Consider the following 25,158-nt stretch of genomic DNA (forward strand, 5'->3'; position numbering starts at 1 on the left):
GGGAGTTCAGCCTCCCCTTGGACTTGGACGCATCCCTCAACTTTGCACGCGTGCGAGAGGCTGTCTGTCAGCAATTTCCGACAGCGGTGTCACTGGCGTTCCAAAAGCGACGGAGTGTTCCATCACCCGGAGCGAGATTAAGCTCCGGGTATGCACACACTTCCCACTTATGACGACGTGATCGCCGCTGCGGCGCGACTCGAAGGCCATGCGCACCGCACGCCGGTGATGCGCTCGCGCACCGCGGATGTGCGCTGGGGCGCGCAGTTCTTCTTCAAATGCGAGAACTTCCAGCGCATGGGGGCCTTCAAGTTTCGCGGCGCGTTCAACGCGCTGTCGAAGTTCGATGCGGCGCAGCGCAAGGCCGGCGTGATCGCCTTTTCTTCCGGTAACCATGCGCAGGCCGTCGCACTCGCGGCCGGGATTCTCGGCATGCCCGCGGTGATCGTGATGCCGAACGACGCGCCCGCCGCCAAACTGGCCGCCACACGCGGTTACGGCGCGGAGGTGGTGCTCTATGACCGCTTCGCCGAAGACCGCGAGGCGCTCACGCGCAGGCTTGCCGAGCAGCGCGGCATGACGCTGATCCCGCCCTATGACCATCCCGATGTGATTGCGGGGCAGGGCACGGCAGTGAAGGAACTGATCGAGGACGCTGGGCCGCTCGACGTGCTCTACGTGTGCCTCGGCGGTGGCGGATTGACCAGCGGATCGGCGCTGTCCGCACGCGCCCTTGCGCCGGCCTGCAAGATCTACGGCGTGGAGCCCGAAGCAGGCAACGACGGACAGCAATCTCTGCGCGCGGGACGCATCGTGCATATCGAAACGCCGAAGACCATCGCTGACGGCGCGCAGACGCAGCACCTGGGCGAGTACACCTTCGGCATCATCCGCCGCGACGTGAACGACATCGTGACCGTGAGCGATGCGCAGTTGGTCGAAGGCATGCGTTTCTTCGCCGAGCGCATGAAGATGGTGGTCGAGCCGACCGGATGTCTCGCATTTGCGGGTGCATGCGCGGCGGGCGATGCGATCCGCGGCGCGCGCGTCGGCGTCGTCATCAGCGGCGGCAATGTCGACCTCGGCCGATTCGCCGCGCTCCTGACGGGCGAAAGCTAGCGCGCGGCTCGCTAGCCGAATCCCGTCGCGCTCAGGTGCAGCACGCGATCCGCGCGCGCCGCCGCCGCTTCCGAATGGGTGACCAGTACCAGCGCCGCGCCATGTTCGCGCGTCTGCGCGAGCAGAACGTCCATCACGCGAGTGGCGGTGCTCGGATCGAGATTGCCGGTCGGTTCGTCCGCCAGCAAAAGCGCAGGCCGATGCACCAAAGCACGTGCGATGGCGACACGCTGCAACTGGCCGCCGCTGAGTTGCTGCGGAAGGCGTTCTCCAAGTCCGGCCAGGCCTACCGCTTCAAGCATCTTCGACACACGCTCATCCGCTGCCGCACCGCGCTGCCCGAGGAGCATCAGCGGCAGCGCGACGTTTTGCGCGACGTCCAGATGCGGCAACACGTGGAAGGCCTGGAACACGAAGCCCACGTGCCTGCGTCGCCAGAGCGCGCGCGCCTCGGCGTCCAGCGCGCCGATGTCGATGCCGTCGTGCATGACGGTGCCGGCATCCCAGGTGTCGAGTCCGGCCATGCAATTGAGCAGCGTCGATTTGCCGACACCCGATTCGCCCACGATCGCCACGAACTCGCCGGCCGCGATGTCGAGCGACACGTGTTCGAACACCGGCACCTCGCCGTAGTGCTTGCCCAGATCCGTGATGCGCAGCGTCATGCGATGTCCGTGACCTGCCGGAGCACCTGATCGATGGCGTCAGGCGCCTCGGCGGCGATCACGCGGCGTTGCGGCATGCTGCGCAGCCACGTAATTTGCCGCTTGGCGAGTTGCCGCGTGGCTGCGATGCCGCGCTCGCGCAATTCGACGATCGGCCGGGCGCCGTCGAGCGCCTCCCAGGCCTGGCGGTAGCCGACGCAGCGCATCGAGGGCAGATCTGCCACCAGATCGCCACGTGCGCGCAGGGCTTGGACTTCTGCGATGAATCCCGCCGCCAGCATCGCATCGAAGCGCGCCGCGATGCGCTCGTGCAGCCATGCGCGGTCCGTGGGTTCCAGGGAGAGCAACGCGGCGGCCGGCCATCCGCCACTGACTGCGCCCGCATTTCCGGCGCCGTGGAAACTCGACAGGGGCTGCCCGCTGGTGTGCCAGACCTCCAGCGCGCGCTGGATGCGCTGGCTGTCATTGGGCGCCAGCCGCCCGGCAGTGACGGCGTCGACTTCCGCAAGCCGGGCATGCATCGCGGGCCAGCCCAGCGCAGCGGCATCGACTTCGAGCCGCTTGCGAACCTCGGGGTCGGCCGGGGGCATCGCATCAATGCCGTCGGCGAGTGCCTTGAAGTAGAGCATCGTGCCGCCGACCAGCACCGGCAGCCTGCCGCGCGCTGAAATCTCCGCGATGAGCTGCCGCGCGTCCTGCACGAACGCGGCCGCGCTGTAGGACTCGCGCGGGTCGCGGATGTCGATCAGGTGGTGCGGCACTTCAGCGCGCTCGGCGAGCGTGGGCTTGGCGGTGCCGATGTCCATGCCACGGTAGACCAGCGCCGAATCGACGCTGACGATCTCGAGCGGCCGCACGCGCGCGATCGCCAGCGCCGCCGCAGTCTTGCCCGATGCGGTGGGGCCGGCCAGGGCCACGTAGCGTGGCGCCGCAGGCGGGGAATTCGGAGAGGAAGCGGAGCGGGCCGGAGTGGCAGGGGGCGGCATGCGCCCAAGGGTAACAAAGCCCGCGTCAGATCGACGGCGCCGTCGCCAGGTTGCGGTGATGAACCACCGAGGGCAGCGCAGGCGCCGGCGCGGGTGCCGGAACCGCCGGCGTGGTGTTTTCGTCGGAAGCCATGTCGGTCGGCGGCTCCTTCATGCGGAACAGTTGCGAGAGGGCCGAGCGGTACTGCGCCTGTCCGATCGAATTCAAGTTGTGATGCGACCCGCCTTCGACCAGGACGAACATCTTGGGCCCGGGCGCTGCGTCATAGAGCTTGCGGCCCAGTGTCGGGTTGATCAGGCTGTCAGCCGTGCCGTGCACCACCAGCAACGGCGAGCCGATGTTCTTCACCTTGCTGATGGCCTCGAAGCGCTGCGTGATGAAGGGGCCGAAGGGCAACCATCCCCACTTGAAGCTGCTGACGACGTCGGCGATCGAGGTAAAGGTGCTCTCGACGATCACGCCGTTTTCGTCGGTGACACGGGAAGCCAGGTCGATGCCGATCGCGCCGCCGAGGGAGTGGCCGAAGATGTAGCGCGGCTGCTTGGGATGATGGGCCGCGAGCCATTGCCACGCTTCGAGCGCATCTTCGCGGGCCGAATCTTCGGACGGCAGGGCCTTGGAACTCTTGCCGAAGCCACGGTAATCGATGGCGAGCACCGAGAAGCCCAGATCGTGCATGCGGCGCATGCGCGGTGCGGAGCCGGCCACGTTGTAGCGGGCGCCATGAAGGTAAAGCATCACCGGCTTGTCGGGTGATTCAGGTGGATTGCCGAGCCACAGGCCATGAAGGCGCACGGGTTCACCGGTGAGTGTGGACTTGAAGTCGATCCAGACATCGTCCATGCCTTGGCTCATGGCTTCCGAATTACCCCAACTGCGGTCGCTGGGCTGGAAAATCCATTCGCGCTGACGCTCGTCGAGCGTCGAGCAGCCCGCTGCCATCAGGGCGACCAGTGCGGTGGCGGATGCGAACAGGGACCAGGATTTCATGAAGGCTGAGGGACAGGCGATTAGCCGGAAAGTTCAACGAAAGACCCCATGCAACGCGCGTGCCCAGCCTGCCGATGACCCTGGAAAACCCTTGAATCCGGCGCCGCCAAGGCCAGGAATACCGCAGAACCGGCTTTGCCGGGCCGCTGGTATTGCCCCCGGGCGAGCTTCACCTGCCGCGCATGAACAGCGCGTCAAGCTCGCGGACGGACAACTGGCGCCACGTCGGCCGGCCATGATTGCACTGGTCCGAGCGCTCGGTGGCTTCCATTTGGCGCAGCAGCGCGTTCATTTCATCGATCGTGAGCTTGCGGTTGGCGCGCACCGCGCCGTGACAGGCCATGGTCGACAGCAATTCGTTCTGGGCGCGCTGCACGACGGTGCTGGCGTCGTGATTGGAGAGTTCGGCCAGCACGCTGCGCGCCAGTTCGACCGGGTCGCCGTCGGCCAGCGTGCTCGGCACGGCACGCACGGCCAGCGTGCGCGGCGAGAAGGGCGTGATTTCCAGTCCGAGCGAGGGAAGCACTTCGGCGCAGGCCTCGGCGGTCGCCACTTCCTGAGGCGTAGCGGCGAAGCTGGCCGGGATCAGCAACGGCTGGCTTGCAATGGCGGCGCCATCGAGCTGCGTCTTGAGGCGCTCGTAAACAATGCGTTCGTGGGCAGCATGCATGTCCACGATCACGAGGCCCTGGCTGTTTTCGGCCAGGATGTAGATGCCCTGCAGCTGGGCCAGCGCGCGGCCGAGCGGCCAGGCTTCTGCATCGGTCGGTGTGGCGGGGCTGTTCGATCGTGTGGTTGCCGCGGTCGCGAGCGCCGAGGGCGTCGCCCCCGTGTCGCGCAAGATTGGAGCCGTCACGTCCGTCAGCGGCTGCTGTCGTTGGGTGGGCCACATCGCGGCGGCGTCGCCGAGGCCGCGTTCCGATGCGAACGGGATTCCAGGTTGGGCCCACGACGCGGAGGCCGGCAACGCGCGCGGCTTGAAGAAAGGCTCTGCGGGCGCGGCAGTGGCCTCCCCCGCTCGCGGTGCGGCGAGTGCATCTTCGATCGCATGGCGCACCGCCTGGTGCACCTCGCGCCCATCGCGGAAGCGCACTTCGATCTTGGTCGGGTGCACGTTGACATCGACGCGCGCCGGATCGATCTCGAGATACAGCGCATAGACCGGCTGGCGCTGGCCGTGCAGGACGTCTTCATACGCGCTGCGCACCGCGTGCGCGAGCACCTTGTCGCGCACGAAGCGCCCGTTGACATAGAAGAACTGCTGGTCCGCCCGCGAGCGCGCCGCATCGGGAATGCCCGCGCGGCCGGTGACGCGCACAGCGCCCGCGACGTGGTCGACTGCAACGCTCTGCGCCACGAATTCGTCGCTCAACGTATCGGCCAGTCGCTGATCGCGCGAGGCGGCTGCGCGCCATTGCTCGACCAGCCGACCTTCATGCCAGATCGAGAAGCCGACCTCCGGCCGCGCAAGCGCATGGCGCCGAACCGCTTCGATGCAGTGTGCCAATTCGGTCGCGTCGGTCTTCAGGAACTTGCGACGCGCCGGCGTTGCGAAGAACAACTCGCGGACTTCGACCGTGGTGCCGGCTGCGCGCGCCACGGGCCGCAGCTCGCCGGTGCGTCCATCCAGGGCGAAAGCACTGTCCTCACCGGCAAAGCGAGAGAGGATGCTGAGCTCCGCGATGGCGTTGATGGCCGCGAGCGCTTCTCCACGAAAACCCATGGTGCCCACGGTTTCAAGGTCATTGAGGCTGGAGATCTTGCTGGTGGCGTGGCGGCGCAAGGCCAGCGGCAATTCGTCGCGCGGCAGACCCAGTCCGTCATCCTCGACCGAGATCAGCCGCACGCCGCCGGCCGAGAGTCGCACGGTGATCTGGCGTGCGCCCGCATCGAGCGCGTTGTCGAGCAGTTCGCGCACCACCGAGGCGGGCCGTTCGACCACTTCGCCAGCCGCGATCTGGCTGATGAGTTCGTCGGGCAGGTCGCGGATCGGGCGACGCGCAGGCGCGGCAGTGGAAGATGGGAGTGCGCTCACGAGGACATTCTAGTTTTCCATCATGCGATCAAGTGCTGCCCGCGCCGCACGAAGTGGACAAGCCTGGGGGTGAGTGACAATCCTTCCATGGAATTCATCAGCTTTATCGTCGATTTCATCCTGCATATCGACAAACACCTCCAGGACTTCGTCGTCGCCTACGGGTATTGGGTCTACGGGCTGTTGTTCCTCATCGTGTTCGTCGAGACAGGGTTGGTCGTGATGCCTTTCCTGCCGGGCGATTCGCTGCTCTTCATCGTGGGTGCGCTTGCGGGCGCGGGGCTCATGAGCTATGCCGTGGCGGTGCCGATCCTGCTGGCCGCGGCGATCCTGGGTGACCAGTGCAACTTCAGCATCGGACGCTATTTCGGACCCAAGGTATTCAAGTGGGAGAGTTCGCGCTTCTTCAACAAGAGGGCCTTTGATCAGGCGCATGCGTTCTACGAGCGCTACGGCGGCGTGACCATCATCCTCGCGCGCTTCATGCCATTCATTCGCACGTTCGCGCCCTTCGTGGCAGGGGTTGCCGACATGACGCGCGGGAAGTTCACGCTCTACAACATCGTCGGCGCATTCCTCTGGGTGTTGAGCATCTGCACCGCCGGCTACTTCTTCGGAAACCTGCCGGTGGTGAAGGACAACCTCGAGAAAATCATCTGGGGCCTGATCCTCATCCCGGGTCTGATCGCGATCTTCGGCGCGTGGCGCGCGCGCGGCGCGTCCACGGCGCGCTAAAAAAAAGCGCGCCCTGTGCGGCGCGCTCCTCCAAACGCATGTACCTACTCAGTAGCGAGGCCCGTTGTTAGGGTAGTAGGTGTTGCTCGGGTAGTAGGGTTGCTGGTTGTAGTAGTTGCGCTGGTCGGCGCTGCGTCCGACCTGATTGCCAATCAAGCCGCCGACCGCGGCGCCGCCGACGGTAGCCGCGGTGTTGTGGCCGATCGCCTGGCCGACCAGTGCGCCCCCTACCGCACCACCTGCCGTCCCCAGCTGTTCATTGGGTCCGGCGGCACATCCGGCCAGTGCCATGATCGAAGTAGCAGCCGCGGCGGTGATCCAGAGTCTCGTCTTCATGATGTCCACCTTTCATTGGGTTGGTGAAATCATTCTGAAGAAGCCTGCATCCCGGGGTGTAGGAGGCGACCCCGGTGTCTTGACCGAATGCGCTATCGACCCTTGCGCGCCACCATCTTGCGGCGCAGCAGTCTCATCGCTGCCTCGGCGCGAGGTGAATGCCCGCGATCATGCAGCGCACCGAACCGCCAGCCATTTCGATCGTCGGCACCGACAGGGGAACGAGACGCGCGGAGCGTTCGATCACTTCTTTCTGCTGCGCCGTGAGGGCGTCGCAAGCGCGTTGCGACAACGCGAGGATTCGACCATCGCAACCCGATAACTCGATCGCATTGCCGGCAAAGTTGGCGATCTGCGCCGCGCTCAGCGCAACAACTTCGCGTCCCGATTCTTCGAGCCGCTCGCGCACCTGGTTTGCGCGACGCGTGTCAGGAATGGGGTCGAAGCCGACCATCGCAAACTCGGTTGCCACGCACATCAGCACGTTGGTGTGATAGACCGGCCGGCCGGCCGGATCAGCCGTGTCGAACACCATCGGCTCGAAGTTGAAGTGCGTGCTGAAGCGTTCGAGCGCGACGGGATCGGCACGCTTCGAACGCGCGACGTAGGCCACGCGCGCCATGTGGTCGAACACCATCGCGCCGGTGCCTTCGAGGAACAGGCCGTCATGTTCCAACCCGGAATAGTCGATCACTTCCTGCACGCGGTACTCGGCCTTGAGCATCTCGATGATTTCCGGACGGCGTTCGCGCCGGCGGTTCTCGCAGTACATCGGATAGAGCGCGACGTGGCCGCCCGGGTGCGTGGAGAACCAATTGTTGGGGAACACCGAATCGGGCGTATCGCGCTCGCCGCGGTCTTCGAACAGATGCACGCGCACCCCTTCGGTCTCCAGGCGTTCCGCTGCAGCGGTCACTTCGCGGTAGGCCGCGCGAGCGACGGACTGTGCCGATTCCTTCTCGGCAAGGCTTTGGAAGGTGTTGTCGGCGGCGGTCTCCGGATTCGGCGTGAAGCCGTGCGGCCGGATCATGACGATGGCGGAGGGAGCCTGGATGGAGCGGAGCTTGGACATGCGATGCGGTTCCTCTGGATCGACCTCAGGCGACCCGGCGCATCACGGCGCGCGAGGTCCCGGTGCGGGTGTAGCGAAACAGGTCCTTCGGGTCGTCGGCCCACGGCACGAGTTCGACGTCGGTGCCGAGATTGCGCTTGGTCGCTTGTTCGAGCACATAGCGCAGCGTTGAATAGTCTTCGAGCGCGAAGCCGACCGAATCGAAGACCGTGACTTGTGCGTCACTCTGACGTCCCGTTTCGATGCCGGCCAGGACGCGCCACAGGTCGACCACCGGAAAATCCTTCGGCAACTGCTGGATGTCGCCTTCGATGCGCGTCTGCGGCTCGTACTCGACGAAGACGCGCGCGCCGCGCAGCACGTCGGCATGCAGTTCAGTCTTGCCGGGGCAATCGCCGCCGATGGCGTTGATGTGCATGCCCGGCTCGATCATGTCCGGCGTCAGGATGGTGGCGTAGGCCTTGTCGGCGGTGACGGTTGTCACGATGTCGGCGCCGCGCACGGCTTCGGCCGTGGAAGCGGCCCGAATGACCTTCAGTGCAGGGAAGACGGAGAGGTTGCGAATCAGCTTCTCGGTGGCGCGCGCATCGACGTCGTAGACGGCGATCTCGTCGATGCCCAGGTGCGCATGAAGCGCGACAGCCTGGAACTCGCTTTGCGCGCCGTTGCCGATGAGTGCCATGCGGCGCGCATTGGGTCGCGCCAGCGCGCGTGCCGCCATCAGCGATGTCGCGCAGGTGCGCAGCGCGGTGGCAACCGTGAGTTCCGACAGCAGCACCGGATAGCCGGTCTCGACCTCGGCCAGCACGCCGAACGCCATGACGGTGTAGAGGCCCTTCGCCGTGTTGCTCGGATGGCCGTTGACGTACTTGAAGGCATAGGTCTTGGCGCTGGACACCGGCATCAGCTCGATCACGCCGATCTCGGAATGGCTCGCCACGCGGGCCGTCTTCTCGAAGTCCGCCCAGCTCACGAAGTCCTGCTGGATGAAGTCCGCCAACTGGCCGATGAGTGGAATCACGCCGACGTCCTGGATGAGGCGGGACATGGTCGGGACATCGATAAAGCGCGTCATGGTTTTCTCCTCTGCGGAGGGGCCGCAGCGATCTCTCTATGCGTTCAATTGTTCCTCCGAAGGGTGCCAAATTGAACCCCGCAACCTGTCAATTCCGGCTTGGATGCTTGCATTTCGCTCGCTGGAGATTGCAAAATGTCAAATCCATGGACGACATCGACCGCCAACTCATTGGCCTATTGCGGGACAACGCGCGCATGTCCGTGGTGGCGCTCGCGCAAAAGCTCCGCGTGGCACGGGCCACCGTGCAGAACCGGATCGGCAAGCTGGAAAGCGATGGCACCATCGTCGGCTACACCGTGCGGCTACGGCCCGACGCGGAACCCCACCGCATCAGGGCTTTGATGAGCATCGAAGTCGACGGCGCGCACGGTGAGGCAGTGCGCCGCGCGCTACGGGGTCACCCCAACGTCACGGCGCTGCATTCGACCAACGGGCGATGGGATCTCCTGGCCGAACTGCGCGCCGACACGCTGGAGGCGTTCGACAGGGTGCTCACCGCCATCCGTTCGATCCCGGGGATCTCGAGTAGCGAGACGAGCATCCTGCTGTCGACCTACAAGTTGTAGTCCGGCTGTGGCTGCGCAGCGTCGGGCCGCACCGCCAAGGCGCCGGCCAGCGCGCAGGCCGCCAGCGTCCACACGATCACCGCGCCCGAAGGCAAGTCGAACAAGGCCGACAGCGCGAGCCCGAGCGCATAGCCCGCCACGCCCATGCCATAGGCGACCTTGAAGCGCCGCGCGCCGCTCAGCCCGCGCGTGCCCAGCGCCGGAATGATCAGGCTCGAAAACACGAGATAGACGCCCACGAGTTGCACCGACGCCGTCACTGCGAGCGCGAAGGCAGCGTAGAAGCCGAACCGGCCGAGCCGCCCGACCCAGCCCATCCACAGTGCGAGCAACAGCGCGGCCGAGATTCCGCCCAGCCACAGCAACTGCGTCGTGTTGACCCACAGGATCTGCCCGACGAGCAGGTCCTTGAGGTGCTCGCCGCCGTGCGGATTGCTCGACAGCAGCAGGATGCCGGCGCAGGCCGCGAGGATGAACATCACGCCGATCAGCGCCTCTTGCTGTTGCGGCGCGCGGCGTTCGGTCCACGTCAGCAGCCATGCGCCGAGCAGTGCCGCGGAGACGGCGGCGAACTGCACCGCCACGCCGCCCTCGGGCATGCCGAGCGCATCGGCGGCGATCACGCCAAGACCTGCGATCTGCGCGATCGCGAGATCGATGAAGACGATGCCGCGGTCCAGCACCTGCATGCCGAGCGGCACGTGCGTCGCAAGCACGAGGAGCCCCGCGATCAGGGCGGGCCCGAGGATGCCCCAGTCGAGCGCGCTCCAGTTCACGACTTGGCTCCGGCGCCGAGAAGTCGCGCGAGCGTGTCGTCGAAGAGCCCGAAGAGATCTTTCGCGCCTTCCGTGCCGCCGACGGTGAAGGGGAGCTTGACGGCCGGAATGCCGGCGTTCTTGCTGAGCCAGTCGGAAGGTCGCGAGTCCTGGTAGGCGGCATAGACCACCATGCGCGCCGGCGCGCCCTTGAGCGTGGCCTGCACCTCCTGCAGGTGCGATGCCGTCGGCTCGACGCCGGGCTTGGGTTCGAGCACGGCCACCTCCTTCATCCCGAGCCAGTCATAGAGATAGACGAAGGCGTTGTGCTGCGAGACCACCGGCGCACCCTTGAGCGGTGCTGCCTGTGTGGACCAGCGCGTCATCGCCTGCTGCCAGCGCTGGGTGAAGTCGGCCTGCCGCTTGGCGTATTCGGCTGCGTTCGCCGGATCGACTTCCTGCAGGCGTTTGCCGAGCGCTGCGGCGACGAGCGCGATGTTGCGCGGATCTGTCTGGATGTGCGGATTGCCGGCCGCATGCACGTCGCCTTGCGAGCGGTCGACCTGCGTCGGCACTTCGAGCTTGCGCACGAAATCCGCCGCCGCGAAGTTGCCCGGCTGGCCGGGCTGGACCTTCGCGTTGCCCGACTGTTGCAGCAGCACGGGCAGCCAGCCGATCTCCAGTTCGGCGCCGGTACAGACCACGAGGTCGGCGCTGCGCGCACGAGAGATCAGGCTCGGCTTGGCCTGGATCTGGTGCGGGTCCTGAAGCGCATTGGTGGCGACCGACACATCGACCAGGCTGCCGCCGAGTTCCTGTGTCAGCGCGCCCCATTCGGGCTCGCAGGCAAAGACGCGGAGCGCCGCGTGGGACGGTGAGGCCAGCAGCATGAGCGGCGCAGCCAGCAATGCAAGAAGAGAGAGTGAAGAGCGCTTTTTCATGATGAGCTCCTGTGAAAGAAAGGTTGCCCCCGGAGAGGGGGTTGGCGAAGCGACACGAAGTGCGCGAAGCCTGGGGGTGATCAATAGCTATGCGCGCCATGGGCGCCGAGGCTCATCTGGTATTGCAGGAAGATCTGGTTGTCGGTGCGCCCCTGGGTCGCGCGGTCCTGTGCGAACTGCAGCCTGATGCGCGAGAACTCGCTGGGGTTGAAGTCGAGCATCACGGAGTTCTTGCGTGGCCGGTAGTCGGTGAAGAGCAAGGCGGACCCGAACCCGAAGTCCGGCGTTCCGGGGTCCAGCTGCTCCGTGCGAACGCCGATGCGCCAGCGCGGCATGAACTGGTAGACCCCCTGCACATACCAGCCCGATTGCGCCGCTCGGTAGTTGCCGAACGCGTCGAGATTGCCCACGTCATAGAGCAGGTTGCCGTTGCGCGTGCTGTGCAGGTATTCGCCCTGCAGCTTGAAGTTGGTTCGCGTGGCGTTTCCGTTGGGCGCCCACTTCCAGACGCCGTCGAGCACCCAGACGCGCGTGTCGCCGTTGAAGATGTCGTTCACCGATGCGCCGGCTGCGTTCGTTGCGACGAGCGCCTGGTTGCTGGCCTTGGCGTTCAGCACCGAGACGCCGGCGCGCCAGTTGCTGCTGTCGCCGATGTCGCCGCCCGTGTGCAGGCTCAACGCGGTCATTCCCGCGCCGTTGATGCTCGAATCGCTGCCCGGGAAAGTGAGACCGCGGCCGATTTCGGCATTGAGCTCCAGGTACTGGTCGATCGGTGCGATCCAGCTCAGTTGCATGCCGTCGTCGCCGTACTGGGTGCCCAGCATGGCCTGGTAGGCCAGCGGGGCGTCGACGAAGTCCCAGGTGTGGGAATGCTGCGGATTGAGGTAGCCGATGCTGGAGAAGAAGCGGCCCGCCTTGAGCGACAACCCGTTGTCGAGCGAAGTCGTCTGGACGAAGGCTTCCTCGATCGACACCGAGTTGTCGGGTTCCACCGCGATGTTGGCTGCGCCTCGCAGCCAGGGGTCGATGCTGGCCGAGAAGCCAAGTTCGGTTTCCGAGAGGCTGAAGCCGCGTGTGCCCGGCCCGATCTCGGCATTCGGCGGCAGGGGGAAGCCGGTGATCGAATACTTCGCCGGGTCTTGCGACGTGTTGGCGTAGCCGCCCGAGAGGATCAGCGACATCGCGGGGTTGAACGCATTGGCGCCTCCGCCGCCCGACGAGGCGACAGCCGGCGCGGCGGGTGCCGCCGGTGCTGGCAGTGCGGCCGGTGCGCTGGCAGGTGGCGCCGCGCTCGCTGTCGCCGGCGGTGCGCTCGCCGCGGCGGCGGTCGCATTCGCCGCCGCCGCTTCGGCCGCCTTGACGCGTTGTTCGAGTGCCTGCAGGCGCGTTTCATAGTCCGCGCGCATGGCTTTGATCTCCTGTCGAAGCGCGTCGACATCGGAGGATGAAGGGTCGGCCATCGCACCAAATGGCGTGGCCAGGACCAGCGCGAGGCTGATCCGGGAAAGGGTTCGCATGAAAAAGACGCTCCTCGCAAGGACGTTGGAAGGCGCCCGCCCGCTCGGGAAGCGGATCGGGCACGACGGTCAACGATCGATGGAAGGCGTCGGCGGAGCGCGGCTCTGGTAGATGCGCGTGGGCGATCCCGGCCACACGCCCGCGAAGGCGACGGCCGGAGCCTCGTGCCGCGCGGAAGGTTGAGCAAAGAGAACCGGTGTGCTGGGCAGCGCGCCGCCGTGGATGGCGGCTGCCGTCAGACAGAGGTCGCAATGGGCGGCGTCAGGCGCCTGCTTGTCGTGGAGGCCACCGCTTTCGGCGACCGCCTGCGCGGTGTGCGACACCGTGTGCCAATTCGCCGCCGCTTGCGCGATGGGAAGCAGCAGCGCGATCCACATCAGCCACGCGAGGTGGCGAGGCGGACGGGTGCGCGCGCGAAAGGTAGTCATGGCGAAGACCCGCATCTTAGCGAGTGGCGGGCGGGTCGCCAGCGCGACTACGGCTGAGAACGCCAGGGCATGCTGCGCAGACGTTCGCGCTTTTCTTCTTCATCGAAATGCACGATCGAAGGCTTGATCAGATCGCTGCGCGCCACGATGCCGATGAGCGTCATCGAGGCCGTATCCGCCACGACCGGAAGCCGTTCGAGCCGATGCCGGGCCATGCGCGTGGCCACCGTGCGGCAGTTCTCGCCGGGCAGCGCGAAGTGCAGCGTGGACCCATCGCACGCACCGCCCACCGTGGCGATGGGCATGTGCAGGCCGCGCGACACCAGCATGCCGCGATCGACGACGCCCTTCAGCGCGCCGCCGTCAAGCACCGGGAATGCCCGGTGTGCCTGCCCTGCGCCGAAATGCGTCGCCATGGCCTGGTCGACCGTCAATGCCGCATCGATCGTCACCACGTCGCGCGTCATCACTTCTTCCACGAAATGACGCTCCAGCGGATCGATGCCGTATTCGCGGTAGATGTGGTAGCCGCGCCGCGCGATCTTCTCGGTGAGGATCGAACGCGGCATCGTCAGCACCGTGAATCCATAGGCTACCGCCGAAGTCGCGAGCAGCGGCAGCAGGGCATTGCTGTCGTGCGTGAGGCCAAAGGCGAAGATCGTCGCCGTCAGCGGCGCGCGCATCACGCCGCCAAGCGTCGCGGCCATGCACACCAGGGGCCATAACATCGGGTCGTTGCCGGGCAGCACCTGGGCCAATCCGACGCCCAGGCCTGCGCCCATCATGAGCAGCGGCGCCAGCACGCCGCCCGAAGTGCCGGAGCCGAGCGCGATCACCCAGATCACCGCCTTGACGGCAAGCAGCGCCAGCACGACGCCGATGGCGAGGTGGTTGTGCAGCAGATCGCCGATCACGTCGTAGCCCACGCCCAGCGCACGCGGCTGCAGATAGCCGCCGATGCCCACGGCCACGCCACCGATCGCCGGCCACCACATCCAGTGGACCGGCAGCTTGCCGAAGAGGTCTTCGACCTTGTAGAGCGAGGTCGACAGGGCGATGGCCAGCAAGCCGCACATCAGTCCGGCGATGACGCAGGACATCATCGCCAGCGGACCGGGCGCGGCAGTCTGCAGCGGAAAGAGCGGGCCCGGATCCATCAGCAGCGGCCGCGTAAAGCCCGCCACCGCGCAGGCGACTGCCACGGGCAGCAAGCTGCGTGGGCGCAGTTCGAACAGCAGCAACTCGACCGCGAGCAGCACCGCCGCGACCGGCGTGCCGAACACGGCGGTCATTCCGGCAGTGGCGCCCGCCACCAGCAAAGCCTTGCGCTCTCCTGCTGTCAGGTGGAAGTACTGCGCGATCAGCGAGCCGATGGCGCCGCCGGTCATGATGATCGGCCCCTCGGCGCCGAACGGTCCGCCGCTGCCGATCACGATGCCTGACGAGATCGGCTTGAGCAGCGCGACCTTCGCCGACATCTTGCTCTTGCCGAACAGAATGGCTTCGATGGCTTCGGGAATGCCGTGGCCGCGGATCTTGTCGGAGCCGTAGCGCGCCATCAGGCCGACGATCAGCCCGCCGATCACCGGCACCGCGATGACCCAGGCGCCGAGCGTGTGCGTGGCCGGCGAGCGGTCGGCGATGGAAAAGGTCTGGAAGAAGAACAGGTTGGTGAAGAAGCGGATCAGGTCGAGCAGCACGAACGCCGCGACGGTGCCGAGCGCGCCGATCACCGCGGCCATGGCCGTGATTCTGAAAAGCCGGGTGTTGAGCGCGAAATCGCCGCGATGGCCGCCGTGGGTATGGCTCATGGTGCGCCCGGATGGTCGATCTGTGGAACCTGGAACACGCCCTTCAGGGACTTGAGTTCCGCCCGGTGCACGGCGGCGAGCCGCTGGAGCAGTTGCTCGCCTTGTTCGAGCAGGTGCACCTCGACTTGGCGGCGATCCGTCTCGCTGGGCCGGCGCTCGACCAGTTTCAGCGCCTCGCAGCGCGTGACCAGCGCCACCGCGCCGTGCGGCTGCAACTGGAGGCGCTCGGCGAGTTCACCCACTGATGCCCATCCGCGGCCCGGGAAGCCCTTGATGTGCAGCAGCATCAGGTACTGCTGCGGCGTGATGCCTTCGGCCTGTGCCGCGCGCTCGGAGAAGCGCTCGAAGCGGCGCATCTGGTAGCGAAATTCGGAGAGAGCTTCGAAGTCTTTCTTGATCAGTGGACGTGGGGGAGGCGACATCGGTTGCGGCGTAAAAAACCGCATTTATATCACAACGTGATATATATGGATCGCCTCCGGGGCTTCAGGACACGAAGGCCCCAGGCACTGGCGCTTCGCCGACGGCCTGGCGCAGCACGGCCCAGTGCATGGCCTCGTCGCCGAGGATGCTGGCGGCCGCCTTCGCCAGATCGCGCTCGCTGAAGAGCGGCACCGCGCCCAGGTAGGCACTGACCGCCCCTTGCTCGAGCTTGGCCGCGAACTTCAGCACGTCGGCCTGCGATTTCAGTTGGTCGACCGGAAAGTCGTACTTGGCCTTGGCCGCGACCGGCTGGCCGCCCAGTTTCGCGACGGTGCCGGCCAGCAAGGCGGCGTGTGCCCTGTGATGGCCCTGGAAGGTCACGGCGAGGTCGAGCACGGGCTTCTCCAGCAGCTTGCTGTCGGCGCCGAGCTGGTAGGCGGCGATGGCTTCGAGTTCTGCACCCAGCGCGGTGTTGAGGATCTGGACGTCGCTGCTGTCGGCACCGCCCGACTTGGCCGCCAGGGCGTCGTTGCCGGCCAGCAGCGCGACGGCGGTTCCCGACAACAGCAACCCCGATTGGCCGAGGAACAGGCGTCGCGCCGCGACGGGGGTGGGCATCTGGAGGAATGAGAGGAACGACATGGTGGGTTTCCTTCCGTGGGTGGGTTCAGTCGTGAGGGAGCCTGGCGAGGACGCCGGCCACGATGCGGTCGCATCGCGCGCCGTCGAACGAGAAGGCGTCGTCGACCGCCAGATCGATGTCGCGCGACAGGCATTCGCGCAACATGCCGCGTGCCCTGAGAAAACGCGTGCGCACCGTGGCCTCGGTCAGGTCGAGGACCACGGCCGTGTCCGCGACGCTCATTTCTTCCACCGCACGCAGCACGAACACTGTGCGGTAGGCGTCGGGCAGCCGGTCGATGCGGCGTTCGATCAGTTGACGGATTTCCTCACGCATGGCGACGCGCTCCGGCTGGTGGTCCGGGTCGCCGGGCACCTGTGACTCCATGGTCTCGCCCGTGGCGGACACCGCGGGGTCGAGGGGAATCACCAGTGCGCTTCGGCGGCGCAGTCGACCCAATGACTCGTTGATGACGATGCGCGCGAGCCAGGTCGAAAGCCGGGCGTCTTCCCGGAAGCTCCCGATCGCGCGCCAGGCGCGAAGGTAGGCCTCCTGCAAGGCGTCTTCCGTCTCGTCGTCGCTCTTGAGGATGCTGCGCGCCGTGCGGAACAGCAATTGGTTGTGGCGCCGCATGATGCATTCGAACGCGGCGGCATCGCCCCGGGAGGCGCGCGTCGCGAGTTCGAGGTCGGACGCCTGTTCCGGCGGCGGGGTTTGGGGGGTGGGGGCGGTAGAGGGCATGGCTTCCTTCGCCCATTAGATGGCACGCCCCCTTCGCACGTTTCAACTTTCTGGTCGAAGCGCCGCCGGCCATGTACATCCGCGCCGACTGTCGGCAATATCGCGCCTGTCGGCCGGGGTGCCGGCGCAACAGGAGAAGGCATGGATCGGGTCCCGTGCATGGCGTGCGCCATGGTGGTTCTTGTGCTCGCGACGGCGTTCGCGGGCCCGGGCATCGCCGCGACCAAGGCGGACCTGGAGCGCGAGGTCCAGCGCTTCAGTGTCGCGTGCGCCAAGAACGAGCTCTACGTCGATCTCTACGATTGCAAGTGTCTGACAGAGGGCTACAGGAAAGGGGTTCAGGCGGCCGATTCGACGCACCAGCGAAAGGCGATCGTGCGCGATATGAAGCTGCTGGAGTCGTGCCCCGCGCCGAAGCAGAGCATCTTCGGCTGGTTCAAGCGCGACTGCGTTTCGTCCTTTCAAAAGCAGGCCGATCGCACTCAGCGTTGCGAATGCGGTGCCGATCGTTTCTCGACGGCGTTCCGCGGCGCCCCGCCGGCGTCGCGGCGCGACCTCGACCTGATGAAAAAGTCGTCGCTGCAGGCCTGCGGCCTGCCTGGGAAATAGGAAATAAGCGAAATAAGCGCTACAGCTGCCGGCTGCGCGCCAGCGGCGGGTTCTGCGCAAAGTAGCGCTGGATGCCGCGCATGAGCGCATCCGCAAGGTCTTCCTGGTAGGCCGTGCTGCGCAGCTTGGCTTCTTCCTCGGGGTTGCTGATGAAGGCCGTCTCGACCAGCACGCTCGGGATGTCGGGCGCCTTGAGCACCGCGAAGCCGGCCTGCTCGACCTGACCCTTGTGGAGGCGGGCGCCGATGCCCCGGATCTCGCCGAGCATCGCGCCGCCGAGCTTGAGGCTGTCGTTGATCTGCGCCGTGGTGCTCATGTCGAGGATGGCGCGTTGCACCTGAACCTCATGGGAGCCCACGTTCACGCCGCCGACGCTGTCGGCCGAGTTTTCCTTGTTGGCGAGCCAGCGGGCAGCGCTGCTCGATGCGCCGCTCTGACTCAGCGCGAACACGCTCGCGCCGCGGGCGTCAGGCGTGGTGAACGCGTCGGCATGGATGCTCACGAACAGGTCGGCCTGCACGCGGCGCGCCTTCTGCACGCGCACGCCGAGCGGCACGAAGAAATCCGAGTCGCGCGTGAGAAATGCGCGCATGGGGTTGCCGTTGACGCTGCTCGCGTTGATGCGTTCGCGCAGCCGGTGCGCGATCTGCAGAACGATGTCTTTCTCGCGCGTGCCGTTCGATCCGGTCGCGCCAGGGTCTTCGCCGCCGTGGCCCGGATCGAGCGCGACGATGATGATGCGATCCGTCTGGTTCGCCGTGGCGCCACCGCGCGCGACGGTTGGCGGCGGCCCGCTTGCCACGGGCGGCACTTGCAGCGGCAGGCCGGCGCCCGCCGGTGGCCGATTGCCGGGTGCAGGAGAGGGCTGCGGCGGACGCGCTGCCTGCTGCGCCATCAGCTCGCCGAGCGGATCGGGTGCTTCCGCCGGCGGCGGAGCGCTTCGTGGCGCCGCGCCGGCAACGGCCGGCCCCTTGGAGGCTTCTCGCATGCGCTCGGCAATCAGCGCTTCGAGGGGATCGATGGCCTGCTGCGGATAGAGATCGAGCACAAGCCGGTCGCGGTACGCCGCCACGGGCGCCAGCGAAAACACCTGCGGCGCCACTGCTTGCTTGAGGTCGAAGACGATGCGCACCACGCTGGGCGCGAACTGTCCGACGCGCAGGCCGTTGATGTAGGGGTCGTCAGGCTTGATCTTGCCGACCAGCTCGCGCAGCGCCGGATTGAGATCGATGCCTTCGACGTCCACCGCCAGCCGGGGTGGATTGCCGACCACCAGTTGCTGCGACTTCAGGCGGCCATCCGATTCGATGGTGACGCGCGTGTAGTCTTCGGCGGGCCAGACGCGGACCGCCACGATCGTGGCGCCCCGGGCGATCTCCTGCACGCCGAGCAGCAGGGCGAGGCTGCCGCCTTGCAGCAGCGCGCGTCGCTTGAGTCCCTTTGGAGTCAATGCTGCGCTCATCGAGTTCGGCGCGGCGCTCATGCAGCGTCGGCCAGCAACCGGGTGCCGCGCGGTGTGTTGGCACGGAGGGTCACAGTGCGAGTGTCGTCGGTCATTGCTTCGATTTTAATAGCGAGGTCGGCAAGCGGGATGCGCCCCGCGGCGTTTTCTGGCCATTCGGCCAACTTGACGCCCGGACCGGCAAAGATGTCACGGAAGCCCGCGTCTTCCCATTCGCGCGGATCGCTGAAGCGGTAGAAGTCGAAATGGAAGATGGCGAGCCCGTCCGGCGCTTCGTGCGGTTCGACCACCGCATAGGTCGGACTCTTGATGCGACCTGTGATGCCCAGGGCGCGCAGCAGGTGGCGAACGAAGGTCGTCTTGCCGGCGCCCAGGTCGCCTTGCAGCGAAATGAAGGCGTCGCGCATGGCGGGCGATCGCGCCAGCGCGCGCGCCAATGCATCCGTATCGTCTTCGGTTCGCCAGACCCGTGTGGTGCTGTGCGTTTCTACAATCGGCAGGTGATCGGCAGCCATCAACTCGTGATTCGGATTCAGGCCTTGGCCCGGGAGCTGGGATTCTCCCAAATCGGGGTCGCGGGTGTCGATCTGTCGAGCGCCGAAGCGGGCTTGATGCAGTGGCTGGCCGAAGGTTTTCATGGCGACATGCACTACATGGCTGCCCACGGCACCCGGCGCGCGCGGCCGGCCGAGCTGGTGCCCGGCACCGTGTCGGTGATCACGGCGCGCATGGATTACTTGCCGCGCAAAACGCCAGACGACTGGCAGGCCGTGGAGTTCGCAAGGCTTCAACGGCCTGGCGAGGGCATCGTGTCGATGTATGCGCGAGGCCGCGACTATCACAAGGTGCTGCGCTCGCGTCTGTCGAAGCTCGCCGAGCGCATCGCGGAAGAAGTGGGGCCCTTCGGCCATCGCGCCTTCACCGATTCGGCCCCGGTGCTCGAAGCCGAGCTTGCATCGCGCAGCGGCCAGGGGTGGCGCGGCAAGCACACGCTGGTGCTCGACCGCGAGGCGGGCTCGATGTTCTTCCTGGGCGAGATCTATGTCGACATGGCGCTGCCGCCGAGCGCACCCGTCACGCCGCACTGCGGAAGCTGCAGTGCCTGCATCGACGTGTGCCCGACGCGGGCCATCATCGCGCCCTATCGGCTCGATGCGCGGCGCTGCATCTCCTACCTGACCATCGAGCACGCGGGGTCGATCCCGCTCGAACTTCGGCCGCTGATGGCCAACCGCATCTACGGTTGCGACGACTGCCAGCTGATCTGTCCGTGGAACAAGTTCGCGAAGAAGAGCACGTTGCCGGACTTCGATGCGAGGGACGGGCTCACCGGCTGCCAGCTGAGCGAGCTCTTCGCCTGGAGCGAGGAAGACTTTCTCCGCTACACCGAAGGCAGCCCGATCCGGCGCATCGGCCACGAGCGCTGGCTGCGCAACGTGGCCGTGGCGCTGGGCAATGCGCTGAGGGCCGGCGACGAAAGCGCTCGCGCCGCGTTGGCCACGCGCCGCACGCACCCGAGCGCACTGGTGCGCGAGCATGTCGAATGGGCGCTGGACGTCAGTGGCGGATGATGGCCGAGATCTGGGCAGTTCCGGCATCCATCGAGCGGATCGAACTCAACCGGAGCGATCCGTACTTCAACACCGGGTTGTTGAGCAGCTTCCCGTTGTAGTGGCCGTTGAAGCGCGCGTCCCGGCAACCGCTCACATCGAGATCGATCGACGCATTGATCGCTGAGATGTAGTCCGTGCTGGACCCCGTCATCATGCAGGCCGCATCGGGCACGCTGCCGCGCACGGCGCCATCGGCTTCGATCTGGAGCGTGCCCGGATAGACCGCCGGTGGCCCCAGTGCGCCGGTGTCCTGCTGCGCGACATAGAACAGGAAGGGTCCGTTCCAGGCGCCGCGGTAGTGCGTGTAGTCCTGCGCCTGCGCCATGCCTGCGAGCGAGGCTGCGGCGGCAACGGCCAGGAGGGAGGGACGCATCAGCGGATGTTAGCTGCTGATCAGCGCCAGCGCGAAGGGAAGACTTGCCACGCCGAGCACCGTCGACAACGTCACCAGTCCCGCGACGTACGGGCCGTTGTAGCCCATGCGTGCGGCCAGCACGTAGGCGCTCGACGCGGTCGGCACGGCCGAGAAGGTCATCAGAACGGCCGCCTGCGACGCATCGAGCTTCAGCACCGTCGACAAACTCCATCCAATCAGGGGCAGCGCCAGATGGCGGATGGCGAGCACCGACGCAGCCAGCACCTTGCCGCGCGCGAGCGTCGCGAACTGCATGCCTGCGCCCGCCGCCATCAGGCCCAGTGCAAGGGATGCTGCGCCAATGCGCGACAGCGTCGGCGCCAGCCAGGTCGGCACTGCGAGGCCCAGTACGTTGGCGATGAGGCCGGTCACCGTGGCGATGATCAGCGGGTTGCGCACCAGTTGCCGCGCCAAGCCGGTTTGCGCATGTCGCGCCATCGGCCACACGGCCGCGATGTTGAAGAGCGGCACGCACACGCCGATAAGCACGGCGATCATGAGCAGGCCCTCGGGCCCGCCGAGGCGTTCAGCCAGCGCGAGACAGATGAACGAGTTGAAGCGAAACGAAACCTGCGCGCTCGCCGCATGATCGCGACGGTCGATGTGCGAGCCGATCAGCGGCAGAAAGGGCAGGGCATACGCCAGCGCGATGCCGGAGAGCCCGACCCCTACACCTGCGGTGAGCAGGTTCGACGTGGCGCCGAAATCGAGAGGGCTGCGGATGATCGAATGAAACAGCAGCACCGGGAAGAGGAAGTAATACACCAGGCTTTCGACCTGGTCCCAGACACGGCGATCGAGTGCGGTGTAGCGGCACAACAGCCAGCCGCATGCGATGAGAGAGAAATCGGGGAAGAGCAGTTGCGCATAGTTCACCCGGTCGAGGATAACGGCGCGGGCCGTGGGTTATCCACGAAGCGGAGAGAGGAGCGAGCCGGTAGCATCGTGGCTTTCATCTCGTGGCTCAAGGAGGCCAATCAATGAACCGTCGTCAATGGAATGCGCTCGCCGGCGCTGCCTCGCTGCTCGCGTTCGCAACGTCCAGTTGGGCGCAGGGCTATCCGAACAAGCCCATCGAGTTGCAGGTCCCCTTCGCGCCCGGCGGCACCACCGACATCGTGGCGCGCGTGATTTCCGAGCCGCTGAGCAAGGCGCTCGGCCAGAGCGTGGTGGTCATCAATCGCGCAGGCGGAGGTGGCATCGTGGGCGCTGCGGAAACCGCGCGGGCCGCGCCCGACGGCTACAAGCTCGGCGTGGCGACCGTGTCGAGCACCGCGGCCAATCCGGCCATCAACCCGAAGACGCCTTACGACCCGATCAACGACTTCACGCCGATCGTCAACATCGCGGCCACGCCGAACATCATCGCGGTGAACCCGAGCTTCCCCGCGAAGAACTACGCAGAGTTCGTCGCCGAACTGAAGAAGAACCCGGGCAAGTATTCGTACGCCTCGTCAGGCACCGGCGGCATCGGCCACCTGCTGATGGAACTCTACAAGAGCCTCACCAACACCTACGTCACGCACATTCCCTATCGCGGCGCCGGGCCGGCGCTGAACGACGTCGTGGCCGGCCAGGTGCTGATCATGTTCGACAACATCCCATCGACCCTGCCCTTCATCAAGGCCGGCAAGCTGGTGCCGATCGTGGTGTCGGCGCCGCAGCGCCTGAAGGAACTGCCGAATGTGCCGACCTTCAAGGAAGTCGGCCTGGAGCCCGTGAACCGCATGGCCTACTACGGCATCCTGGGCCCGAAGGGCCTGCCGAAAGACGTGGTCGACAAGATCAATGCCGGCGTCAAGAAGTCGGTCGAAGACCCCGCCGTCCGCAAGCGCATCGAGGACACCGGCTCGCTCGTCGTGGCCAACACGCCCGAGCAGTTCGCCGAGCAGATCAAGGCCGAGTTCGCCATCTACAAGGACGTGGTCGTCAAGCAGAAGCTGCAGCTCGACTGAAGAGCATCTCCTCACTTCGGGCGATGCGCCCTGCAGGCTTTCGTGAAAGCATGCAGTGGCGCTCGGGAGCCTCTCTGGCGACCTTCGTTTGCTGGGCATCCACGGGCCGGGCCGCGGCAGCGCGGCATGGGGGAGTCCCAGGATGTCCGAAACACTCACTGTTCAGCCCGCCGTTCGGTCCACTGGCCAGCCCCACCGGCTGAATCTGCTGGTCGGGCTCTCTCCGCGAGCATTGCTCCGGGCCATGGGGCTCATCTCCGACAAGGACGCCAGCGCCAAGGAAGTCGCATCGACGCTCTACCGGTTCTTTCGATCCGCGCACGTGGTCGACCTCAAGCTGATGTTCACCTTGGGCCTGTCCGTACTGCTTGCCTGTCTGGTGTTTATCTTCGTGCAGGTCGTTGCGTCGTGCCTGCATCTCGACGCCCTCAAGGATCTGCTGCAGCCGCTTTCGAAGCTGTATGCGGGTTCGGTGCTCACGGTAGGCGGCGTCGTTATCGCCTGGGCCTATCGCGCCGCTTCCACCAGGCTCGGTGTCGTGGATCTGTTTGCCTGCGAGATCGGCACGCTTTGCAGGGTCGGCACGATTCTCGATGTCAGCACGCGCTACGTCGAAATGTACGAGCGCGCCAATGCCGGAAACTCCCCTGACATGCCCGTCAGCCGAACGGGCGACGGTGCATCGTCGTCGGGCTCCTACACCTTCGTCTCCGAAGAGCAGTACTTCCCGGTGTTCGACAACAACGCTCGGGACTTGCAATTGCTCGAGGCGAAGGTCGTCAACAACATCGTCGAGTTCTACACCTACATGAAGGCAATGCGCGACTTGATGCGGCGGCTCGCCCAACCGACGAAGGTCACGCCGGATGCCTGGAGGGAGTCGATCACCGACGTGGTCTATATGTTGTTCCTCGCGTACGAGAGCGCCAGGAAAGCCGTCAAGGATCTCGTCGAGTTCGAACCCGCCGAGGCCGAGCGAACCATGGTCATCCTCGTCACCGAGCTGAGGTGCTATGCCCTGTTGCTCAAGTGCTTCGACCACGACGATTTTCGATGCAAGCGCTTGCGGCTTCGCAAGTTCGACTACGACATTCTGGTCAAGGACCTGTGCAAGACCGTGCGCTCGCACAGCAGGGCCGAGAAGGATTGGTGGCAGGCCCAGGAGACGGTCGATGAATTGGAAAAGCGGTACGAGGAAGTGTTCGGCGAGAGGCCGGCGGCGGCGGCTTGACAGCCCCGGCGGCCGTGGCGCGCGTGATTCATCCGTCGGACCGACGGAGATCGGCCCCACTATGATCTCTCGATGGATGCAGTTCCTGTCGTTCAGCGCTCGCGGCGGTCATGATCGTTCGACCGCGTCCGCACTGGCTGCGCATGCTCTTCGTCTGGCGCGGGTCCGTGTTGCCGAGCATCGCAGTGCAACTCCTGGCGACCACTGCTTTCGCCGTTCTCGTGACCGTCCTGCACGGCCGCGTGTTTCAGTGGAAGATCCCGCTCAACTTCGTACCCTTTTCGCTCATTGGCCTGACGCTGGCCATCTTCCTGGGCTTTCGCAACAGCACGAGCTACGCGCGCTATTGGGAAGCGCGCACTTTATGGGGCGCCGTGCTCAATGAAACCAGATCGCTGCTGCGCCAGGCATTGACCTTGGCCGATCCGCCCTCGGAGGCTGGAGGACTCGCAGCGCGGCTGATCGCCTTCGTGCACGCGCTTCGTCATCAGTTACGCGGTACCGAGCCGACGCCGGATTTCGATCGTTTGCTTTCACCCGAAGATGCATCGCGCCTGGCGCCAGTACGCTACAAGCCGGCGATGCTGCTGCTGATGGCTGGCGAATGGCTGAGGGATCGACGCGCCAGCGGCCGCTTGCCGCCCGCGCTGATTCAGGCCATGGAAGTCCCGCTGGGCCGACTGACCGAAGCGCTGGGCGGGTGCGAACGCATCGCCGGCACGCCCATTCCCTTTACCTACGCGGTGATCATCCACCGGACGATCTACCTGTACTGCGTGCTGCTGCCCTTCGGGCTGGTCGACGCCATCGGGCCCATGACGCCGGTGGTCGTCGCCTTCATCGCCTATACGTTCTTCGCCCTCGAAGCGCTCGCGGCTGAAATCGAGGAGCCTTTCGGCACCGAGGCAAACGATCTGCCGCTGGACGCGATGTCGCGAATGATCGAGGCGACTCTCAGGGAAATGATGGGCGAGACGCCGCCCGAGCCGGAGGCAGTGCCGCAAGACTTCAACCTGACCTGATGCGCAGCCACTTGAAAGGATGGAATGCG

Annotated in this window: 27 protein-coding genes; 8 read left to right on the forward strand and 19 right to left on the reverse strand. The window is 66.0% G+C overall.

Translation table 11 applies throughout. The features are described from left to right. Window positions 1–150 precede the first annotated feature (150 nt). On the forward strand, window positions 151–1,119 hold the full coding sequence (locus AC1DHL_RS17185; protein WP_478162737.1) for a threo-3-hydroxy-L-aspartate ammonia-lyase: 969 nt from the start codon (window positions 151–153) through the stop codon (window positions 1,117–1,119). Window positions 1,120–1,130: 11 nt separating this feature from the next. Here the strand turns inward: AC1DHL_RS17185 and AC1DHL_RS17190 are convergent, their stop codons facing one another. The 4 genes from AC1DHL_RS17190 to mutL all read right to left on the reverse strand — a co-directional run bounded on the left by AC1DHL_RS17190 (window position 1,131) and on the right by mutL (window position 5,796). Then, entirely contained in the window at window positions 1,131–1,784 is a 654-nt protein-coding gene (locus tag AC1DHL_RS17190; RefSeq protein WP_478103492.1) for an ABC transporter ATP-binding protein, read from the reverse strand. Next, window positions 1,781–2,770: a tRNA (adenosine(37)-N6)-dimethylallyltransferase MiaA gene (gene miaA, locus AC1DHL_RS17195; RefSeq protein WP_478162738.1), complete on the reverse strand. Its 990-nt coding sequence runs from the start codon at window positions 2,768–2,770 to the stop codon at window positions 1,781–1,783. Before miaA ends, AC1DHL_RS17190 begins: the two co-directional genes overlap by 4 nt. Before the next feature lie 25 nt (window positions 2,771–2,795). Further along, window positions 2,796–3,761, reverse strand: a complete 966-nt coding sequence (locus AC1DHL_RS17200) for an alpha/beta hydrolase (RefSeq protein ID WP_478162739.1) — start codon at window positions 3,759–3,761, stop codon at window positions 2,796–2,798. 169 nt (window positions 3,762–3,930) lie between these two features. After that, complete coding sequence (gene mutL, locus AC1DHL_RS17205) at window positions 3,931–5,796, reverse strand: DNA mismatch repair endonuclease MutL (RefSeq protein ID WP_478162740.1); 1,866 nt, start codon at window positions 5,794–5,796, stop codon at window positions 3,931–3,933. Between the two features lie 87 nt (window positions 5,797–5,883). Here mutL and AC1DHL_RS17210 point away from each other — a divergent pair, with 87 nt between their 5' ends. Further along, window positions 5,884–6,531 (forward strand): DedA family protein, encoded by a 648-nt coding sequence (locus AC1DHL_RS17210; RefSeq protein WP_478103487.1) that lies wholly within the window; start codon window positions 5,884–5,886, stop codon window positions 6,529–6,531. 48 nt (window positions 6,532–6,579) lie between these two features. Here AC1DHL_RS17210 and AC1DHL_RS17215 read toward each other — a convergent pair whose 3' ends face one another. The 3 genes from AC1DHL_RS17215 to AC1DHL_RS17225 all read right to left on the reverse strand — a co-directional run bounded on the left by AC1DHL_RS17215 (window position 6,580) and on the right by AC1DHL_RS17225 (window position 9,014). Next, the gene (locus AC1DHL_RS17215) at window positions 6,580–6,867 is read right to left on the reverse strand and encodes a glycine zipper domain-containing protein (protein WP_478103485.1); all 288 of its coding nucleotides are present in this window, start codon (window positions 6,865–6,867) and stop codon (window positions 6,580–6,582) included. 133 nt (window positions 6,868–7,000) lie between these two features. Further along, the gene (gene ctlX / locus AC1DHL_RS17220; protein WP_478162741.1) at window positions 7,001–7,939 is read right to left on the reverse strand and encodes a citrulline utilization hydrolase CtlX; all 939 of its coding nucleotides are present in this window, start codon (window positions 7,937–7,939) and stop codon (window positions 7,001–7,003) included. Between the two features lie 25 nt (window positions 7,940–7,964). Beyond that, on the reverse strand, window positions 7,965–9,014 hold the full coding sequence (locus AC1DHL_RS17225) for an ornithine cyclodeaminase (protein WP_478103483.1): 1,050 nt from the start codon (window positions 9,012–9,014) through the stop codon (window positions 7,965–7,967). A 146-nt stretch (window positions 9,015–9,160) separates the two neighbouring features. Here AC1DHL_RS17225 and AC1DHL_RS17230 point away from each other — a divergent pair, with 146 nt between their 5' ends. Next, the gene (locus AC1DHL_RS17230) at window positions 9,161–9,583 is read left to right on the forward strand and encodes an Lrp/AsnC family transcriptional regulator (protein WP_478103482.1); all 423 of its coding nucleotides are present in this window, start codon (window positions 9,161–9,163) and stop codon (window positions 9,581–9,583) included. Here AC1DHL_RS17230 and AC1DHL_RS17235 read toward each other — a convergent pair. The 8 genes from AC1DHL_RS17235 to AC1DHL_RS17270 form a co-directional block, all read right to left on the reverse strand. After that, window positions 9,571–10,359 carry a metal ABC transporter permease gene (locus tag AC1DHL_RS17235; protein WP_478162742.1) on the reverse strand — a complete coding sequence of 263 codons (789 nt, stop codon included), beginning with the start codon at window positions 10,357–10,359 and terminating at the stop codon, window positions 9,571–9,573. The genes AC1DHL_RS17230 and AC1DHL_RS17235 overlap by 13 nt on opposite strands. After that, window positions 10,356–11,279, reverse strand: coding sequence for a metal ABC transporter substrate-binding protein (locus tag AC1DHL_RS17240; RefSeq protein ID WP_478103479.1), 924 nt, complete (start codon window positions 11,277–11,279; stop codon window positions 10,356–10,358). The genes AC1DHL_RS17235 and AC1DHL_RS17240 overlap by 4 nt, the downstream gene beginning before the upstream one ends. Window positions 11,280–11,359: 80 nt before the next feature. Then, a complete protein-coding gene (locus tag AC1DHL_RS17245; protein WP_478162743.1) occupies window positions 11,360–12,796 on the reverse strand; it encodes a hypothetical protein in 1,437 nt (478 codons plus the stop codon). A 69-nt stretch (window positions 12,797–12,865) separates the two neighbouring features. Then, window positions 12,866–13,225, reverse strand: coding sequence for a DUF2946 family protein (locus tag AC1DHL_RS17250; RefSeq protein ID WP_478103476.1), 360 nt, complete (start codon window positions 13,223–13,225; stop codon window positions 12,866–12,868). A 47-nt stretch (window positions 13,226–13,272) separates the two neighbouring features. Next, on the reverse strand, window positions 13,273–15,036 hold the full coding sequence (locus AC1DHL_RS17255) for a chloride channel protein (RefSeq protein ID WP_478103475.1): 1,764 nt from the start codon (window positions 15,034–15,036) through the stop codon (window positions 13,273–13,275). Continuing rightward, a complete protein-coding gene (locus AC1DHL_RS17260; protein WP_478103474.1) occupies window positions 15,033–15,458 on the reverse strand; it encodes a MarR family winged helix-turn-helix transcriptional regulator in 426 nt (141 codons plus the stop codon). Before AC1DHL_RS17260 ends, AC1DHL_RS17255 begins: the two co-directional genes overlap by 4 nt. A gap of 64 nt (window positions 15,459–15,522) precedes the next feature. Continuing rightward, window positions 15,523–16,101 (reverse strand): ferritin-like domain-containing protein, encoded by a 579-nt coding sequence (locus AC1DHL_RS17265; protein ID WP_478103472.1) that lies wholly within the window; start codon window positions 16,099–16,101, stop codon window positions 15,523–15,525. 25 nt (window positions 16,102–16,126) lie between these two features. Further along, complete coding sequence (locus AC1DHL_RS17270; protein ID WP_478103471.1) at window positions 16,127–16,822, reverse strand: RNA polymerase sigma factor; 696 nt, start codon at window positions 16,820–16,822, stop codon at window positions 16,127–16,129. A gap of 141 nt (window positions 16,823–16,963) precedes the next feature. On the opposite strand from AC1DHL_RS17270, the gene AC1DHL_RS17275 reads away from it, so the two are divergent. Beyond that, window positions 16,964–17,431 (forward strand): hypothetical protein, encoded by a 468-nt coding sequence (locus AC1DHL_RS17275; protein WP_478162744.1) that lies wholly within the window; start codon window positions 16,964–16,966, stop codon window positions 17,429–17,431. Window positions 17,432–17,450: 19 nt separating this feature from the next. On the opposite strand, the gene AC1DHL_RS17280 is transcribed toward AC1DHL_RS17275, so the two are convergent. After that, on the reverse strand, window positions 17,451–18,914 hold the full coding sequence (locus AC1DHL_RS17280; RefSeq protein WP_478162745.1) for an N-acetylmuramoyl-L-alanine amidase: 1,464 nt from the start codon (window positions 18,912–18,914) through the stop codon (window positions 17,451–17,453). Continuing rightward, on the reverse strand, window positions 18,911–19,408 hold the full coding sequence (gene tsaE, locus AC1DHL_RS17285; RefSeq protein ID WP_478162746.1) for a tRNA (adenosine(37)-N6)-threonylcarbamoyltransferase complex ATPase subunit type 1 TsaE: 498 nt from the start codon (window positions 19,406–19,408) through the stop codon (window positions 18,911–18,913). The genes AC1DHL_RS17280 and tsaE overlap by 4 nt, the downstream gene beginning before the upstream one ends. On the opposite strand from tsaE, the gene queG reads away from it, so the two are divergent. Continuing rightward, window positions 19,394–20,464, forward strand: coding sequence for a tRNA epoxyqueuosine(34) reductase QueG (gene queG, locus AC1DHL_RS17290; RefSeq protein ID WP_478103466.1), 1,071 nt, complete (start codon window positions 19,394–19,396; stop codon window positions 20,462–20,464). The genes tsaE and queG overlap by 15 nt on opposite strands. Here queG and AC1DHL_RS17295 read toward each other — a convergent pair. After that, entirely contained in the window at window positions 20,451–20,879 is a 429-nt protein-coding gene (locus tag AC1DHL_RS17295; protein WP_478103464.1) for a hypothetical protein, read from the reverse strand. The two genes, queG and AC1DHL_RS17295, sit on opposite strands and share 14 nt — an antisense overlap. A gap of 9 nt (window positions 20,880–20,888) precedes the next feature. Then, entirely contained in the window at window positions 20,889–21,797 is a 909-nt protein-coding gene (locus AC1DHL_RS17300) for an AEC family transporter (protein WP_478103463.1), read from the reverse strand. Window positions 21,798–21,901: 104 nt separating this feature from the next. On the opposite strand from AC1DHL_RS17300, the gene AC1DHL_RS17305 reads away from it, so the two are divergent. The 3 genes from AC1DHL_RS17305 to AC1DHL_RS17315 all read left to right on the forward strand — a co-directional run bounded on the left by AC1DHL_RS17305 (window position 21,902) and on the right by AC1DHL_RS17315 (window position 25,129). Then, window positions 21,902–22,876 carry a tripartite tricarboxylate transporter substrate binding protein BugE gene (locus tag AC1DHL_RS17305; RefSeq protein ID WP_478103462.1) on the forward strand — a complete coding sequence of 325 codons (975 nt, stop codon included), beginning with the start codon at window positions 21,902–21,904 and terminating at the stop codon, window positions 22,874–22,876. A gap of 142 nt (window positions 22,877–23,018) precedes the next feature. Next, the gene (locus AC1DHL_RS17310) at window positions 23,019–24,107 is read left to right on the forward strand and encodes a hypothetical protein (protein ID WP_478162747.1); all 1,089 of its coding nucleotides are present in this window, start codon (window positions 23,019–23,021) and stop codon (window positions 24,105–24,107) included. Between the two features lie 110 nt (window positions 24,108–24,217). Continuing rightward, window positions 24,218–25,129, forward strand: a complete 912-nt coding sequence (locus AC1DHL_RS17315; protein ID WP_478103459.1) for a bestrophin family protein — start codon at window positions 24,218–24,220, stop codon at window positions 25,127–25,129. Window positions 25,130–25,158 lie beyond the last annotated feature (29 nt).

The sequence above is a fragment of the Variovorax sp. 10L426 genome (assembly GCF_056395305.1).